This window comes from Brevibacillus sp. AG (genome assembly GCF_028369215.1).
Lineage (GTDB): Bacteria > Bacillota > Bacilli > Brevibacillales > Brevibacillaceae > Brevibacillus > Brevibacillus porteri.
Genome location: NZ_JAQMYO010000004.1, coordinates 381268 through 397331, shown reverse-complemented (window position 1 = coordinate 397331; position 16064 = coordinate 381268). Strand labels below are relative to the sequence as shown.

At 36.8% G+C, this 16064-nt stretch carries 11 protein-coding genes; all 11 read right to left on the bottom strand.

Features of this window, described 5'->3' with window-relative positions:
* Positions 1–7: 7 nt before the first annotated feature.
* The 11 genes from POF51_RS13155 to POF51_RS13105 all read right to left on the bottom strand — a co-directional run bounded on the left by POF51_RS13155 (position 8) and on the right by POF51_RS13105 (position 16046).
* Entirely contained in the window at positions 8–2164 is a 2157-nt protein-coding gene (locus POF51_RS13155) for an NHL repeat-containing protein (protein ID WP_069850921.1), read from the bottom strand.
* A 117-nt stretch (positions 2165–2281) separates the two neighbouring features.
* Complete coding sequence (locus POF51_RS13150; protein WP_069850924.1) at positions 2282–3211, bottom strand: hypothetical protein; 930 nt, start codon at positions 3209–3211, stop codon at positions 2282–2284.
* A 64-nt stretch (positions 3212–3275) separates the two neighbouring features.
* A complete protein-coding gene (gene asnB / locus POF51_RS13145) occupies positions 3276–5162 on the bottom strand; it encodes an asparagine synthase (glutamine-hydrolyzing) (RefSeq protein WP_069850927.1) in 1887 nt (628 codons plus the stop codon).
* A 14-nt stretch (positions 5163–5176) separates the two neighbouring features.
* Positions 5177–6634 (bottom strand): glycosyltransferase, encoded by a 1458-nt coding sequence (locus POF51_RS13140; protein WP_069850929.1) that lies wholly within the window; start codon positions 6632–6634, stop codon positions 5177–5179.
* Between the two features lie 33 nt (positions 6635–6667).
* The gene (locus POF51_RS13135) at positions 6668–8806 is read right to left on the bottom strand and encodes a class I SAM-dependent methyltransferase (protein ID WP_069850931.1); all 2139 of its coding nucleotides are present in this window, start codon (positions 8804–8806) and stop codon (positions 6668–6670) included.
* On the bottom strand, positions 8806–10617 hold the full coding sequence (locus tag POF51_RS13130) for an ABC transporter ATP-binding protein (protein WP_069850934.1): 1812 nt from the start codon (positions 10615–10617) through the stop codon (positions 8806–8808). Before POF51_RS13130 ends, POF51_RS13135 begins: the two co-directional genes overlap by 1 nt.
* Positions 10610–11398, bottom strand: a complete 789-nt coding sequence (locus tag POF51_RS13125) for an ABC transporter permease (protein ID WP_069850936.1) — start codon at positions 11396–11398, stop codon at positions 10610–10612. Before POF51_RS13125 ends, POF51_RS13130 begins: the two co-directional genes overlap by 8 nt.
* 2 nt (positions 11399–11400) lie before the next feature.
* Positions 11401–12513: a non-hydrolyzing UDP-N-acetylglucosamine 2-epimerase gene (gene wecB / locus POF51_RS13120; RefSeq protein WP_069850939.1), complete on the bottom strand. Its 1113-nt coding sequence runs from the start codon at positions 12511–12513 to the stop codon at positions 11401–11403.
* Positions 12514–12527: 14 nt separating this feature from the next.
* Positions 12528–13871: a nucleotide sugar dehydrogenase gene (locus tag POF51_RS13115; RefSeq protein ID WP_083261710.1), complete on the bottom strand. Its 1344-nt coding sequence runs from the start codon at positions 13869–13871 to the stop codon at positions 12528–12530.
* Complete coding sequence (locus tag POF51_RS13110) at positions 13868–15001, bottom strand: DegT/DnrJ/EryC1/StrS family aminotransferase (RefSeq protein ID WP_069850942.1); 1134 nt, start codon at positions 14999–15001, stop codon at positions 13868–13870. Before POF51_RS13110 ends, POF51_RS13115 begins: the two co-directional genes overlap by 4 nt.
* Positions 14982–16046, bottom strand: a complete 1065-nt coding sequence (locus POF51_RS13105; RefSeq protein ID WP_069850945.1) for a Gfo/Idh/MocA family protein — start codon at positions 16044–16046, stop codon at positions 14982–14984. The genes POF51_RS13110 and POF51_RS13105 overlap by 20 nt, the downstream gene beginning before the upstream one ends.
* Positions 16047–16064 lie beyond the last annotated feature (18 nt).

Below are 16064 nucleotides of genomic sequence, written 5' to 3'. Positions count from 1 at the left end.
AACAAATCTATTTATTTAGCAAAGTTCCCCAGACTCTAAAATTTCTCATTAACAGCCGATTTTGCCCTTGTCCCCTATCAAACTCAAAAACAAGTTTAACAATAGGTGGAAAACCATTAATCGAGAAATTGTTTGTGACTTCGTTATTATTTTTTACATTAGTAATGACTTTCGATGATCCATCGGGTAGAATACCTAGCATTTTATAATCAAGCCCACGATTTTCATCTGATAGCCATTCTATAGTAATATCACTAATACTTATAGGATGTTTCCATACTAATTCAAATGTACTTTGTTGCATTCCTTCTACATAACCTGTGTAAGTATTCTGGTCATTATCTATGCTTCCCGCGATACCATAACCTGGATAAGGCTTACGTTCATTTTTTATTTCTGCAATTCCACTTAATTCTTCAATTGGCTTGATCGGTTCGCTCAACACTTTTACGAGGAGGTTCTCTAATAAATATTGGTATGGCTCGTCTTTAATGGCAAAGAAGTATTTTTTAGCGACCGTCTCAGGATCTGCTCCTTTAGAGATCTGCTGTAAGAACTCTTTTGCTTCTTTAGAAGTCATCATTTTCGTAAACCAGTTATCAAAATCAGCATCACTTTTTTCAGGATAAAATACTTTTTGGTACGCCTTCTTTCGAGGTGTTCCCTTTCTTAGTTCGCTGTTAAATCTGTCAAACTGCTGCTTTGCTTCTTTAACTATACCAGAAAGATCAGTAGACCTTCCTTCTGGCCCGTAAACAGTATCATCATACACCCAAATATCAAATAGTTCACTATGTGTGTTATTAATCGCAAAGATATTGCTGTTTGGATCATAAACAATAAAAGTGTGATGTTGTGGAGACCCAAAAATATAGTAATCACTACCGTCTAAGTCAATTTTCTTTATCCAAGTAACATACCAAAACGAATCTCCTGTGTATACTGATGAATTTTGAGAGTCAATTTCAACTTGAGACAACACGGTTTTATTTTTTGTCAATAAATCTATGGAGTTAAATCCTCCAACGAAGCTTGTTTCTGCTCTTTTATAAGAGTTTAATAAATCGGGTGATATTTCATCAAATGTCATTGATTCGAATGTGTATTCCTTACCATTGCTACCCGACAGAACAGGACCTTTTATTCCTGAAATTTTTACAGGTCCAATAACAAATTGGTTCATGACCTTACCAGAGTAATCTAATTCTAAGATTCTTCCCTTCATAGAATCAGTAACGAGTATCATATTATCAGAAAAAACTGCTGAATACGGGAAGTTAAATAGGTCAACGCCTGGACCATTCCCACCGATTGATCCTATAAAATTTAGTTCCTTATCAAGAAAAGATAACCGTCCTGTATGTGCATCTGATACAACTACGTCTCCATTATTTGAAACATCAATACTCGTTGGCCATAGATATTCATTCTGCCCCCAGCCAAGCTTTCCAGTATTCTTAACAATGTTTCCCTTCATATCTATTTTAACTACTTCACGATCAGTTAAACCAGTTGCATATACATACCCTTCCGCAATTGCAACTCCGTGCGCTTGTTTTATCTCGCATTGCCAGAGATGTTTGCCTTGGTTATCGAATAAAAACACACTGTTTCCATCATAATCCGCAACAGCTATATATTTTCCATCCTTACTCACTACAACGTTTTCTGGGGATTTCATCTCGGGGTGCTTAATCTCTTTTACAAGCTGCAGTGACGAATTATCTCTATCAATTTGAAACTCTAAAATATTGTGCCCATTATAATTAGCTACATATACCGTATCTGAGTTATCACTAAAAAATACGCCTGTCGGATTCCAAACTTTAATATTATTTGGTACCTGAAGAGTTGTTAATTTATCATTCTTCCCTGTCATGGTTACAATGTGAACATCTTGATAATCAGAAACTAAATACTCCCTATCTTTGTATTTAGAAATACTTACAACAAAACTGGGCATGTTATTAAGCTCTTTTTCAACCATATATGTTCCATAATTTGTGTCCAAATCTAAGTGGCGTGGCATCCAATCGGGTTTCACTGAAATCGCTTCTCCCCTTTCCACTGTAGCATTGCCACTTTCCCGAAAGATGAGACTTAGAGATACAAAAGTGAGAAATAGCATAATTATTGTTAGCACTACTTTGTTGTTAATTCTCATTAGTATCCACCTTACCTTTCTAGCATGAGAATCATAATATTACTACGAAATTAATACCTCTCCGTATTATTTCAAGGGAGTTCATATTAGTTTACTCCTTAGCTAATGAGCTTACGACTAATACAAGTGTAGGTTCCTTAATAAGAGTCGTTGCTGTCCCTTAAATTTCGAAAATTTAAATGTTAGCGAGTTAGTTTTAACACTTGAATTTAGCCAAGTATTTTCATAACCTACTTCATTAACATAATCCTTATAGGTGCTAATGAGTTTTGAATTCTTGTTGTCATATATAGAGAATTCTGTGGGATAATTGTCCAGATCAAACCACTCAAAGTAAAGTCTATTGACGTTTACTTCTTTCGAAAAGGTAATGGTAAACTCTACCGGTAATATTCCTTCCTTTGATGCAGTATATTCTGCCCCAATCAGGTTTAAACTGGCTTCTAAATCATTAGGAGAGCTATAGAAATTATCTTTCCCTCTAACAGTATAAGGTACCTTCGTAATAATATTATCCTTAGCATAATTAAGAGTTGTTTGAATTTGAGTTTTTTTTACATTAGCCCAAAAGTATGGGTTTGCATATATTTTTAGTTTTTCATTTTTAATTGTTCCTACAGCATTTTTTGAAATTGACGCATTTGTAATTAATTCACTCACTGAATTTTCATAGTAAATCCCCAAAGTAGGATCAAACGTATATATTTTATTGTCAATCACGGTTTCAATTACCGAGTGATATAAAAATTGTTCGCTCGACGATAATCCAGAATGTAAATCCCAAACAACTGCCTTGTAGCCTTTTTTCTTAAATTCCTCTGCCAGATAGGTCACATATAGACCACAATGACCGTTACCGTACTCTATCGTTTGCGCCATAGTTGGATACCCGGGTAATCCAACCCCGTAATCAAAGCTATTGTGAATTTGCAAGTTTAGCTCTACCAGTTTTAGTAAGTTTGAATCGGATTTAATAGATTTACTTTCAAATCCGGAAATAAATACTAAAGAACAAGCTAAGAATAGAATTACAATGATTTTATTCATTAAATCAATCACTCTTTCTCAGATAAGTCATGTTAGTAATATACTTAGAAGGATACGAAGGCGATTAATCAATGAATTCCCTAAACCACAGCTCCAGGCAAAGTAGCCCCCACATCACACGGCTAAATTTTGTTTGCTTGCTCAGGATTTTTTCGATTTCAGTAACGTTGTAATATCCCCTATTAGCAGTACGAGGATCAAGAAGTATTTCCTTTATGAATCCATTCAGATCTTTTTGATACCACTCATTTAATGGTACGGGGAAGCCCATTTTGTCCTTCCGATTAATGATCTCGTCTGGTACATGATTTTTAACAGCTTGTTTCAAAATATTTTTTGATTTACCACTTTGGAATTTTATTACAGGCGGAATCGTAGCAACTAACTCCATTAGTCGGTAATCAAGTAGTGGTAATCTCGATTCCAAGCCTACTGCCATACTGGTCCGATCCTCAACATGCAGTAATGCTGGCAAAGATGCCTTTACGTCAAAATATAACATTTTGTCGAGATAAGAAGTTGCGTTTGAACGATTAAATATCTTTTGATAATCATCAAATACAGAATAGCTACTGCTCTCCGTAAACAAATCGGAGTCTAATACATCTTTCATTCCTTCACTTCTATCAATTAAACGGAAATATCTCTGATCCTGTGGACCGAAAAGCCCCTCTTTAAAGAAATGCTGAAGCATTGGTTTATAGTTGCTCAATAGGTTAAGATTTGGGATGATGGAACTTAATGTAGTTACAAATTCCCCACGATTCGCCGTATCTTCAATTGCACCTTTCAAGCTTTCTTCTAGGTAAGCAACCATGTATCGTGCATATCCCGCAAATATCTCGTCGCCACCTTGTCCTCCTAGAACTACCTTTACATGCTGACTGGCAAGCTTCGAAACCATGTATTGTGGAAATACACCTGGGCCTGCTCCTGGTTCATCCAAATAATATATGATATCTTGGATACTATCTGCAAAATCACTAGCAGTTGGAAAAATCTCATAGTAATCTGCCTTTGAATGCTTTGCAACTAATTTCGCGTAGTATGTTTCGTCATACTCTTTACTGTCTGCAAATCCTCCAGTAAACGTCTTTATATTCATTCCCTCAAGAAGAGAAGCTGCAAATGAAACAACTGAGCTTGAATCCAATCCACCACTAAGATGCGCTCCCACAGGCACATCACTTCTTAACCGAATCTTTACAGCATCTTCTAATAAAAACCTTACTTTGTCGACGAAGTAATCCTCTGTATGATACAAGTCATAGTTAAAATTAAAATCCCAATACTGCTCGATTTTTGCTCGGAAACCATCGTTTATTTTTATAGTTAAATGGTATCCTGGCTCCAGCTTTTTAACCCCTTCAAAAAGTGTTTTATCTGCTAATGTATACTGAAAAACATAGTAATCTTTTAAACCCTTCATATTTACTTTACGCAGTGCTGGATTATGGGAAAGGAGCGCTTTAATCTCAGACGCAAAAATAAATTCACCATCTTGCATGGAATAGTAAAATGGTTTAACCCCGAATCGATCTCTAGCAGCAAATATCTCTTGCTTGTTTTGGTCCCATATCACAAATGAAAACATACCATTGAAACGACTTACACAGTCTTTTCCATATTCCTCATAGGCATGAATGATGACTTCTGTATCACAATAGGTTTTAATATTGTGCCCTTTTTGTACTAATTCTTGCCGTAACTCTAAGTAGTTGTATACTGCCCCATTAAAGACAATCCAGACTGTTCCATCCTCGTTTGTCATTGGTTGTTTCCCGTTTGTTACGTCAATAATACTTAAACGCTTATGGCCCAAACCAATATTGTCATGCAAAAAAATTCCTTCATCATCACGGCCGCGGTGCTTAAGTCTTTCTCCCATGATTCTTAATTCATTTTCATATACTCGCTTCTCTGAACGAACAATTCCATAAATGCCACACACGACGCAAGTCCTCCTTAAACGAATACCTTCTCTAGTAGTTTTTCAGTTTTTCTCATCGTTAAATACTCACTAGTTAACTTTTGTTCCTCTACTTCCCAATTGATTCTTCTCGCTGCATCATTTAATTTTTCTTTAAAATGCTGCAACTTACCCTCATCCTCAAAGAACACATCTATTGCATTTGCAATATATTTAGGTTTAGAAAAGTCTTGAACAATACCAATCTCTTCACCAATGATTACTTTTCGTAAAAAAGGTAAATCGTTGGCTAAAATCGGTAAGCGCGCTTGTATAAATTCATATAATTTGTTTGGGGAACAGTAATATGTGTTTTTATCCACTGCAGGGTACGGGATAATCCCTACATCTGCCGAACAAGTGTACTTCAGTAGTTCATCTTGAGAAACAGCTTCCATAAAATAAACTTTACTCTCGACATTTAACTTTCTAGCAATGCTTTTTAGGACTTCGACATAAGTACCGAACCCGAGCATAACTAAAACAACATTCTCATTTTTTACGTATTTCATTGCCTTCACAAGGTTTTCAAGGTTTCTCTTGCCCAAAAAGCCACCTTGAAACAATAAAATCTTCTTCTCTCGCCCAATTCCTAACTTTTCTCTAAATAAATCTGAATGCTGGTAGTTGAGATACTCACCCCAATGTTTAACGGCATTTTGAATAACCAATGGTTCTTTTACTGTCACATTATACTTCTTCTGGCACTTCTCTATAATTTGTTCACCTAGTAATTCATTTGGTACTATCCAGAAATCAACTTCAGGTAAGATTTGTGCTTCTATTTCTTCCAATAACAGAGCATATTTTTTTGGAAGTGTACATTGTTCCGTATAATTTTCATGTGCATCATAAATTAAAGGGACGTTTCTTTCTTTTGCAAGCATATATCCTGCCTTTAATGCTGGTAAGTCGTTAGCCACGACTAGATCAAACTCTTCTTGAATGCCCGCATTATAGAAGGCCTTATCAAATAACGGAAAAAAGTTAATGTTAAATGTACGAAAGAACTTTAAAACCAAGTTATAAAAAACATTTACCATTTTTTGCACCAGTGCTATACATTTGGTCGTTATCCAATTTAACAACCTAGTATTAATAGAAACCATCTTATTATTAGACTTCCTAACAAGTTTATAAGAAGTGTTCTCTTCAATGGCTACCATATTTTTATTTGCATATTGGTTAATAAAGTCGTTTCTTTTATAAGCAAAACTCATAATTTTTTTATGAATACCTCTGTAAAATTTCACGATTTTTGAGTGGTATTCAATGTTTTGAAGTTCAATTCTTTTAATCGCAATATTAGGGTCAATCGTTCCCGATAAGAAATTGTCACCAGAGAAAGGCACGCCTATAATTGTTACTTTAAACCCATGTTTTACCAGGGAGTTCGCCTGCAATGTAATTCTTCGATCAATATCTGTATCAGGAGTTAATACTAATATATTCAAAATGACCCCTCCGACCGGCACTGTAACGTATTGTTATTTTTTTCGTAAAAAGAACTGCACAACATTCATTTTCTCTAATTTTTCTAATTTTGTATTTAGGTCCTGCAACGCCTCAATTTTATTGTCAACTTCACGTAAGAGTTGTTTATTTTCTCCTAAAATACCCTCGTATTTCTCATTTAACTGTTCTAGTTCCCCTACGTATCGATGTTTCTCTATTTCAAGCTCAGCCACTTGGCTCTGAAACCTAGCCATTTTTTCGTAGTCTATTATTAGGTTCTCATATTTTTCGGTTATATCCTTGTAGTCATTTTGATAGCGCTCATTCAGATGTTCAAGTTCGGCTGTCCGGTTTTGAAACCAAACGATTTGTCTTTCATTCTCGATTTTTATGTTTCTATGTATTTCCAACTCTGTTTCTACATTTTGAAGATTGACTAGCAATTTTTCATACTTTTCATGTAGACTTTTCATCTCTAATTGAAGTACATTCAATTCGGAATGTATTTGTTCAGAGGAAAATTCCCTCTTTTTTGGTTCAGTCAGTACATCCAATAGATCATTAATTGATATTTCTGTTGTACCCACTGTAGTCTTCTCAAATAGATTTATCAATTCAGATGGTACTTCGATAACATAAGAACCATTCATCAGAGCAGATCTCAAATCAATCCGTGTAGCCCCTACTTGAAGGGACGCCATAAACCCCTCTGATCTATTGCTATCTGCATCACATATGAAGTAACAGTTCGATTCAATTAATGTTTCTATCCATTCACTGAGGTCTATTGATACATTTTGCTCTTCAGGAATTACGGAATAGATTTGGTTATTCTGAGAATCATTGTTAACATAAATGTATTTAATCGGATGTAACTCTTGTATCTTGTCAATTGACGTCAGTTCGAATATAAAACCTTCTGCTGGACATTTGATTCCAGCTGGTACGATAATTCTTTGCTTCTTCCATTCCCCATCTGCTTTATTTTCTAACTGACCAATTGGTATATAAGAGCGTTCTCGGTCAAATACATTTACGAATAGAGACTCATTGGTAATATCCTGATATTCAATGAATAAGTAAAACTCTTCATCCGTAAATTTCGGAATGATAAATATCGCATGATTGGAACTATTTTCCTTCGGCCCAACTAATCGATAGCTGTGTGAGTCCTCCGTTATGATGTTCGAAATATTTAAGCTATCTCCAACTACTGTATATGGCTTGTAACCGAAATATACGGTATGAGATCTTTGAGAGAAAGGATTCGCAAAATCTAAGTTCCACTTATCATCACTAATAAGCCTCACATTTTTCAATCGAACGTCACTTTCGATTAATAATGTTTTGCTAGTTGATTCGGTTCTGGAACCAGAATCTTTCTCTAACAAAAAAAGCGCTTCGTTATGAAGAAGTTCCTCTAAGCGAAACTGATTTATCACTTTATGTACAGAGTCTGCAATTGCATCGTAAAACTTGGGACTAGTGATCATCTTTTGATTGGAGTCACTAGGGTTATTTTGTTTTACACCACACTGCGGACACACAGCATTATCCCAATTATTGGAGTAGTGATATAAGCTCTTTAGTTGTTTTGCATATGATGGAATATGGCTCCATTCATCTCCGCCGAAACTCATTTGCTTTATGATAAATTTCGCTCCAAACGCATGCACAATCGTTTCTTTGTTAATAGAATGAATATGCAAATTCACATGAAATTGGCACAAGCAATTATTGCAGGTCATCATGCCAAATTCTAGCTTTTCTTGAAACGGTGTAACTATTAAAATATATCTTTTAGTAACCCTTTGTAATTCTTGAATACCTTTTTCGAAGACTTCTGTTGGCAAATGTTCAAGCACATCAGAAATTAATATGAGATCAAATTCCTCATCCTTGAATGGCAGCTTATCTATTGACCCTACTATTTTTTCTGTTTGCACATATTTAAGTGCTTCTTCACTTATATCCACTGCGCAAACTCTGTCATATTTCATTGCCAAACGATTTGTAACAATTCCGTTGCCACAACCTATGTCCAAAATAGACTTCACACCATTTGGAATTTTTGACAAGATTAGTTCGGTGATCTCAACCTGGTGTTGAGTTGGATCTTGTTCCCAAATATCCGGGGAATTGTAATATTTCATAATGTTACTGTTTTCCATTATATAGCCCCCTTCTCATTCCCTCCCCATCTGACAGGGTGATTAATTAATCCTAAAGATACATTAACCCCGAAAGGCTGCTCCACTTTAATTTCATACATTTTATCGTGAAGATCGTAAGCAGGCGGTTCAACATTATCTAACAAATTTAACTCTTTAAAGATTGCTACTGATACGAGATAAGTACCTTCCCCTAAAAGTAAAGGATTAAAGAATACATTTACAAAGCCTTCGCCAAATGTCTCTTTTACTTCATATCCATCTTTATTGGATAATACTTGCATAGCACAAGTTCCATCTAACAAGTAATAAGCAAGCACAAAAATTGGGTTTCTCACTTTTTCTTTCGCAAAATAATTGATTCTTACTTTTTTATACCCGAGGTTTTGGAAGACATGTGATGCCTCATTATTATCATTTAAAAAATCTACAGAAGTAATAACCATTTCACCTGAGCCATATATTCGACTATTACTTTCCCTCTGTTCGAGTAGTTCCTGATAATTTATCGTATTAACTGTCTCATCATCCATACTTTCATCATGTATAGCCTCTTTCAGACTAAATACACTTGATTTCCACTCGGAATCATCATTTGCTTCAAGATGACCAATCGCAACATAGTTTTCACCATCAAAAAACTCAATTTTCACTTTCTCACTCGATATATCCTGATAAACGATTTCTAATTCATAGTTTCTTAATTCAGCTAAATTTTGTACTTTAAGTACAAATAGAGCGTGCTGGTATTCTCCACCTACGTCTTCAAATGATCGATATCTTTTTCCATTTTGCTCAACAGGCGAAGACCAGTTAATTGTTTCTTTATCCGCAATTAAGAACAAATCACTTCCATTATTTGTATCACCAGCGTCACCAATTTGCAGAGACTCAATAACCTTATCTTTACAATAAAACTTCACCTCTGATATGGGATGTTTTTCTAATGGTGCCCCATTCTCTGTGATGAAGTGAAAGTAAACAAGTGAATCTTCAATTCCCTCCTCTAAGGTTTTAAAATTATTATGTTTTAATCTTACATTTCTAGCTTTTAGTCTTCTCTCTTCCTGTTTCCGAATTGATGCTAGGTATTCTGCAGTAACATCTAAAATATTTCCTTCCATCACTATTTTTCCCTTATCAATCCATACAGCCTCGTTGCACATTTTTTGAACAGAAGATATGTCGTGTGATACAAAGAGAACAGTTGTACCACCCTCCGTTAATTTTTTCATTCGCTCAATCGATTTATTGATGAAGTATGCGTCTCCAGCCCCTAGTATTTCATCTACAATAAGGATCTCAGGAATGACAGCAGTTGATGTAGCAAAAGCTAGCCGTGCATACATACCTGCTGAGTAAGTCTTAACAGGTTTATCAATAAACTCTTCTAGTTCTGAGAAATCAACGATTTCTTCAAATTTTTCTTTTGCTTCTTTACCAACGATACCGGAATACGACAATGAGGCGAAAATGTTCTCACGCCCAGAAAACTCTGGGTGAAAGCCCGTACCCAGCTCCATTAGGGCAGAGACCTTCCCATTTATTTTTATGTCTCCATCAGTTGGTCTTAAACTACCGGCAATTATTTTGAGCAGAGTACTTTTGCCAGCACCATTCCTACCGACTAAAGCTATCTTACTGCCTTTTTTAATGTTAAGATTTATATCTTTTAACGCCCAAAATTCTTCGTATCTATTTTTTGTAAGAATGCCAAATCCAAGGACGTCAAGTATACGATCTCTGGGATGCTTGTAAGATTTAAATAATTTGTTTACGTTATTAATTTGAACAGCGTATTCATCATACATAATCTGCAAACACCACTTTCAATCGGGTAAATACGTAATGTCCTAAAAAAAACAGTCCTAAGGACAATGCTACAAAAATCAAAGTTATATCCCAACTTGGTAAGGAGTTGTAGATTATAATCTCTCTATACAAACTAATCATATAGTACATCGGATTGAATTGCATGAAATACACCAGTTCACTGGTTAACATATCAGTTGTATAGGCAATTGGTGAAACCATCATAAGTAAGATCAAAATCACTGTGATGATCTGTGATAAATCACGAAAGAAAACATTGATACTTGCCAGAATCCACACTAAACCCGTTGTAAATAATATTTGCAATACCAATACAAAAGGAAGAAGTAAAACATAGAATCCTAGTTGGCCGTTGAATCCTACTACAATCAGTAACATGATTAAACCAATCAACTGTGATACCATGCTAGCCAAAACTACTTTTACAGGTATGAGCTCAATGGGGAAAATCGTATTTTTGATCAATGAACTATTGCTTGTCACCGTATTAACACCTAGTCCGATCGACTCAGAAAACCCAAACCACGGTATTAGACCTGAAAAAATAATCAAGACGTAGTCAAAAGTAGATATACCAGTCAGTTTGATTTTAAAAATGGTTATGTATACTAAAAAATATGCTGAAAGAAAGAGAAGTGGATTTAATAAAATCCACGTCCCTCCCATGATTGAACCCGCATATTTTTTCTTAATATCATCTACCGTTATATTAAAGAGGATCTTTCTATAGCTGATTAGTTGAGAGAAAGGGTTATTCATCATTAACTCCTTTCGGAATGATTATTAAAGGCGCATAAGAGATTAACAATTTTATTGGAAGCAGTTCCGTCTCCATAAATTCCCTCTCTGACAGTTCTGTCCATCCCTGAATATATATTATTAAAAGATGCGAGAATTTTTTCCTTAGACGGTCCAGCTAACACATTCATTCCTACTTCAATTGTTTCGACCCATTCGGTTTCATTACGTAATGTAATGCACGGTTTACCAACAAAGTACGCTTCTTTTTGAACCCCACCACTGTCTGTCAAAATGGTATTAGCGTTTGCCTCTAAAGAAATCATTTGTAAATACGATAGGGGGTCTAAAAGTGATACTTTATCACTAACTTCAATACCATATTGGTGTAGATACTTTTTTGTTCGTGGATGTAATGCAACCAAAACCGGAATTTCATCTGCAATTTCATTAAAGGAACCAAAGATTTCACTCAGATGTTGAGGGTTATCCGTATTTTCCGCACGATGCACAGTTGCCAACGCATACTGCCCCGGCTTGACATTGTAACTATCCAACACGTCTGTATCGTTATCTACCTTATTCATGTAATAAAGCATGCAATCATACATAACATCCCCAACTGAGTGTACCTGGTTGGTAATTCCTTCTTTTTGCAGGTTCTTAACAGAGTGTTTGGTTGGGCAAAACAGAATATTAGACAAATGATCAGTCACTACTCGGTTGATTTCCTCGGGCATTGTTCTGTTATAACTTCTGAGGCCTGCCTCGACATGGGCAATGGGAATATGTAACTTTGATGCTGCCAAAGCACCCGCTAATGTCGAGTTTGTATCACCATATACCAGCACACAGTCAGGTTTCTCCTGAAGTAATACAGTTTCAATCGCAGTTAACATTTCCCCAGTTTGTTGCCCATGATTAGAAGAGCCAATTCCTAAGTGATAATGAGGAGCAGGAATGTCAAGCTCTTCAAAGAAAATCTCACTCATGTTTCGATCATAGTGTTGACCCGTGTGGATGATTACTTCATTCAACAAATGGTTACTCGTCCGATTAAATTCCCGAATGGCTCTGGAGACTGCTGCCGCTTTAATAAACTGTGGACGGGCACCAATTACTGTTATTATTTTCATAATTTACTCCGTTCTTACAGTCTGAAATATTTCCCTTTAACATCTGTTTTCTTTTTTATTCCGTCTCTGGTATCAAAAATAACGCGGGCAGAGGAACAGATCAGGTCGTAATCGAATTGTGAATGATTGGTTGTCAGTAGAACCAAGTCTGCTTTTTCTAAAGCTTCAGCAGTCAATGAGATTGTCTCTACCATTTCCCCATTAAACTTAAAGTTAGGAATGTGAGGATCAACTACCTCATACTCAGCCCCTTCTCTATCGAGGATAGAGAGTATTTCAAGAACGGGAGATTCCCGGTAATCATCAATGTCATTTTTGTAAGCTACACCTAATACGAGTATTTTTGAACCATTTAACGATTTTCTATCCTGATTTAGTATCTGCATCATTCTAGTAACAACAAAATCAGGCATACTACTATTGATTTCACCTGCTAATTCTATTAAGCGAGTATGATAGTTAAATTCTCTCGCTTTCCATGTAAGGTAGAAGGGATCGATTGGGATACAATGCCCTCCTAGACCTGGACCAGGATAGAAAGCCATGAATCCATACGGTTTTGTCTTTGCCGCGTTAATCATTTCCCACACATCTATACCCATCTTGTTGCAAAGAACCGCCATTTCATTTGCAAGTGCGATGTTAATGTGACGAAACGTATTTTCGTATATTTTTTCCAATTCTGCGACGGCCGGGCTTGACACTACATGAATCTCACTCTCGAGCACAGCTTGATACATTGTCGCAGCTACTTTTGTACAATTGGAAGTAACACCCCCAACAACTTTGGGGGTATTTTTTGTATTGAAATGCTTATTCCCCGGATCTACCCGTTCAGGTGAATAGGCTAAAAAGAAATCAACTCCACATTTTAAACCAGATTCCTCCAAAATCGGCTTAACCAATTCCTCTGTTGTCCCAGGATATGTAGTACTTTCTAGTACCACGAGCATTCCAGGTTTTAGATGATTAGCGATTTCTCGTGCCGAAGAGCTCACATAGCTCGTGTCGGGCTGATGATACTTATCCAAAGGAGTAGGGACACAAATCGCTACAGCATCTACATCGTTGATAAAAGAATAGTCAGCAGTAGCCCTTAATTTATTCGCTTTCACAGTAGACTGAAGATCCTCATTCAATACATCGCCAATATAGTTGATCCCTTGGTTTACCATCTCTACTTTGTCAGATTGCACGTCAAATCCAATTACTTGAAATCCAGCTTTCGCTTTCTCTACTGCTAAAGGCAATCCAACATAGCCTAATCCTACTACACCGATGACAGCGGTTCTTTCTTCAAGTTTCCGAATCAATTTTTCGGCTAAAAGAGGGGTTTCCTGTTCTAGCATGGTACTCATGAAGTTGCTCCTCTCATCTCGAAAAATTCTCTCACAACAGAAATTACGTACTGTTGCTCTTCCTCAGTCATTTCTGGATAAAGTGGCAAAGCCATAGTACCCTTCGCGGCTTTTTCAGACTCAATCAGGCTTTCTCTATCGCAGCCTAAATCTTTATATACTTCTTGCAAATGCAGTGGGACAGGATAGTAGACACCAGAAGAAATACCTTTCTCTTGCAAGAAGGCCATTAATTCATCACGAAGGTCTGTTTGAATAATGTACAAATGATAAACTGCATAGCGGTTCTCTTTTTCAAAAGGAACCTGTATAGGCAAATCTTTCAGTGCCTCGTTATAAACAGCTGCTTTTTGTCTACGCGCTGCATTCCACTGATCAATATAAGCAAGCTTTACGTTCAGCATTGCAGCTTGCAGACTATCCAATCGACTGTTGTAACCAATCATGGAGTGATAGTATTTAGGATTGCTACCATGTGCGCGTAGAATTTTTATTTTTTTGGCCAGTTCTTCATCATTTGTTACGACCATACCGCCGTCTCCATATCCCCCCAAATTTTTCGTTGGAAAGAATGAAAAACAACCGGCGACACCCAATGAACCGATTTTTTGCTCCTTGTATTTTGAGCCAATTGCTTGACACGCATCTTCGACAACGTATAAATTATATTTTTTAGCCAATGCCAATACTTCGTCCATATCTACAGGTTGTCCAAAAATATGTACCGGAATGATTGCCTTCGTATTTGGCGTTATTGCTGCCTCCAGCTTGCTTACATCAAAATTATATGTTTTTGGATCGATATCAATAAATACCGGTTTAGCACCTAGTTGAGAAACCACTTCCGCAGATGCAAAGAAGGTGAACGGTGTAGTAATAACCTCGTCACCTGGTCCTATTCCAAGTGCATCAAGTACGAGAAGCAATGCATCTGTACCATTTGCAACTCCGATAGCGCATTTTACGTTACAGTAATCTGCCATCTTTTGCTCAAAGTCAGCAACATGCTTACCCATAATATAATTGCCACTCGATAATACATCATCAACAGCTGCTTTTATCTCAGCTTCAATGCTTCTGTATTGCTTTACCAAATCAAGCAATGGTACCTTATGAGTGGTTGTATTCATATTGACGATTCTCCTCTTCTACTCGTTCATTTAATTTAACTGGCTTTCCTAATTCCGCTGATTTATAGATTGCTAATACAAGCTTTAAAGCCTCTAGCCCATCTACTCCACTTACAACCGGGTCCCGATCACTCCGAATTGCCTCAACCATGTCTCTAATGATTTCTTCCTGCCCCGGGGTACCGTATGGATCTTGTTCAACCTCTTGAATGAGCGCTTCTGCATGTTGCTTTGGAAGAGATTCAAATTCCCAATGCTTGATCCAGTTAGCTGTAGTTCCAGATACAACAGCTGTTCCACTCTCACCAAAAATACTGAGGGACTCTTCGAAGTTCTTTGGGAATATGGTAGCAGCAGCCTCGATGATCCCCAATGCCCCATTTTGGAATCGAACTGTTGCGGTTGCAACATCTTCAGCTTCTATATTTCTAAGACGTGTTGCAGAGTATCCTTGTACTTCTTCCACCGGCCCCATTAACCACAATAGTAAATCTAAATTATGTATAGCTTGGTTCATTAAAACTCCGCCGTCCATTTCCTTCGTTCCACGCCAAGCTGCTTGATCGTAATAGGCTTGGTTACGATTCCACCGTAACGTTGCATTAGCGTGACTTATCTTTCCAAATTGGCCGGTTGTCATTGCTTTCTTAAGAGCCATAATGGCAGGTCTAAATCGATTTGGATGCACGACAGATAGTTTTACGTCGTTGTCCTTACATGCTTGTACAATCGCTTCCGCATCCTGAACAGTCAATGCGATTGGTTTCTCAACGATCAAATGCTTTTTAGCCTTAGCCGCTTGAATTGCCAATTTTGCATGCAGCCCACTTGGTACACAGATGCATACAACATCTATTTCTGACTGTGTATCCAGCATTTCATCTAAATCTTTGTACCCATTCACTTGATATTTTTCACAAGTCTCCTGCAATCTCTCAACCGACGTATCACAAACTGCGACAAGTTTCGCGTTTTCGACATTTTCGATCGCCTCAATGTGTTTCTTTGAAATGTGGCCGCAGCCTACTATGGCGAAATGTATCATGATTCTATCTCCATTCTT

Excerpts from the sequence above, each read along its gene's own strand:
- POF51_RS13155 (WP_069850921.1), bottom strand. The coding sequence starts at position 2,164 with ATGAGAATTAACAACAAAGTAGTGCTAACAATAATTATGCTATTTCTC.
- POF51_RS13150 (WP_069850924.1), bottom strand. The coding sequence starts at position 3,211 with ATGAATAAAATCATTGTAATTCTATTCTTAGCTTGTTCTTTAGTATTT.
- POF51_RS13135 (WP_069850931.1), bottom strand. The coding sequence starts at position 8,806 with ATGGAAAACAGTAACATTATGAAATATTACAATTCCCCGGATATTTGG.
- POF51_RS13130 (WP_069850934.1), bottom strand. The coding sequence starts at position 10,617 with ATGTATGATGAATACGCTGTTCAAATTAATAACGTAAACAAATTATTT.
- POF51_RS13125 (WP_069850936.1), bottom strand. The coding sequence starts at position 11,398 with ATGAATAACCCTTTCTCTCAACTAATCAGCTATAGAAAGATCCTCTTT.
- wecB (WP_069850939.1), bottom strand. The coding sequence starts at position 12,513 with ATGAAAATAATAACAGTAATTGGTGCCCGTCCACAGTTTATTAAAGCG.
- POF51_RS13115 (WP_083261710.1), bottom strand. The coding sequence starts at position 13,871 with ATGAGTACCATGCTAGAACAGGAAACCCCTCTTTTAGCCGAAAAATTG.
- POF51_RS13110 (WP_069850942.1), bottom strand. The coding sequence starts at position 15,001 with ATGAATACAACCACTCATAAGGTACCATTGCTTGATTTGGTAAAGCAA.
- POF51_RS13105 (WP_069850945.1), bottom strand. The coding sequence starts at position 16,046 with ATGATACATTTCGCCATAGTAGGCTGCGGCCACATTTCAAAGAAACAC.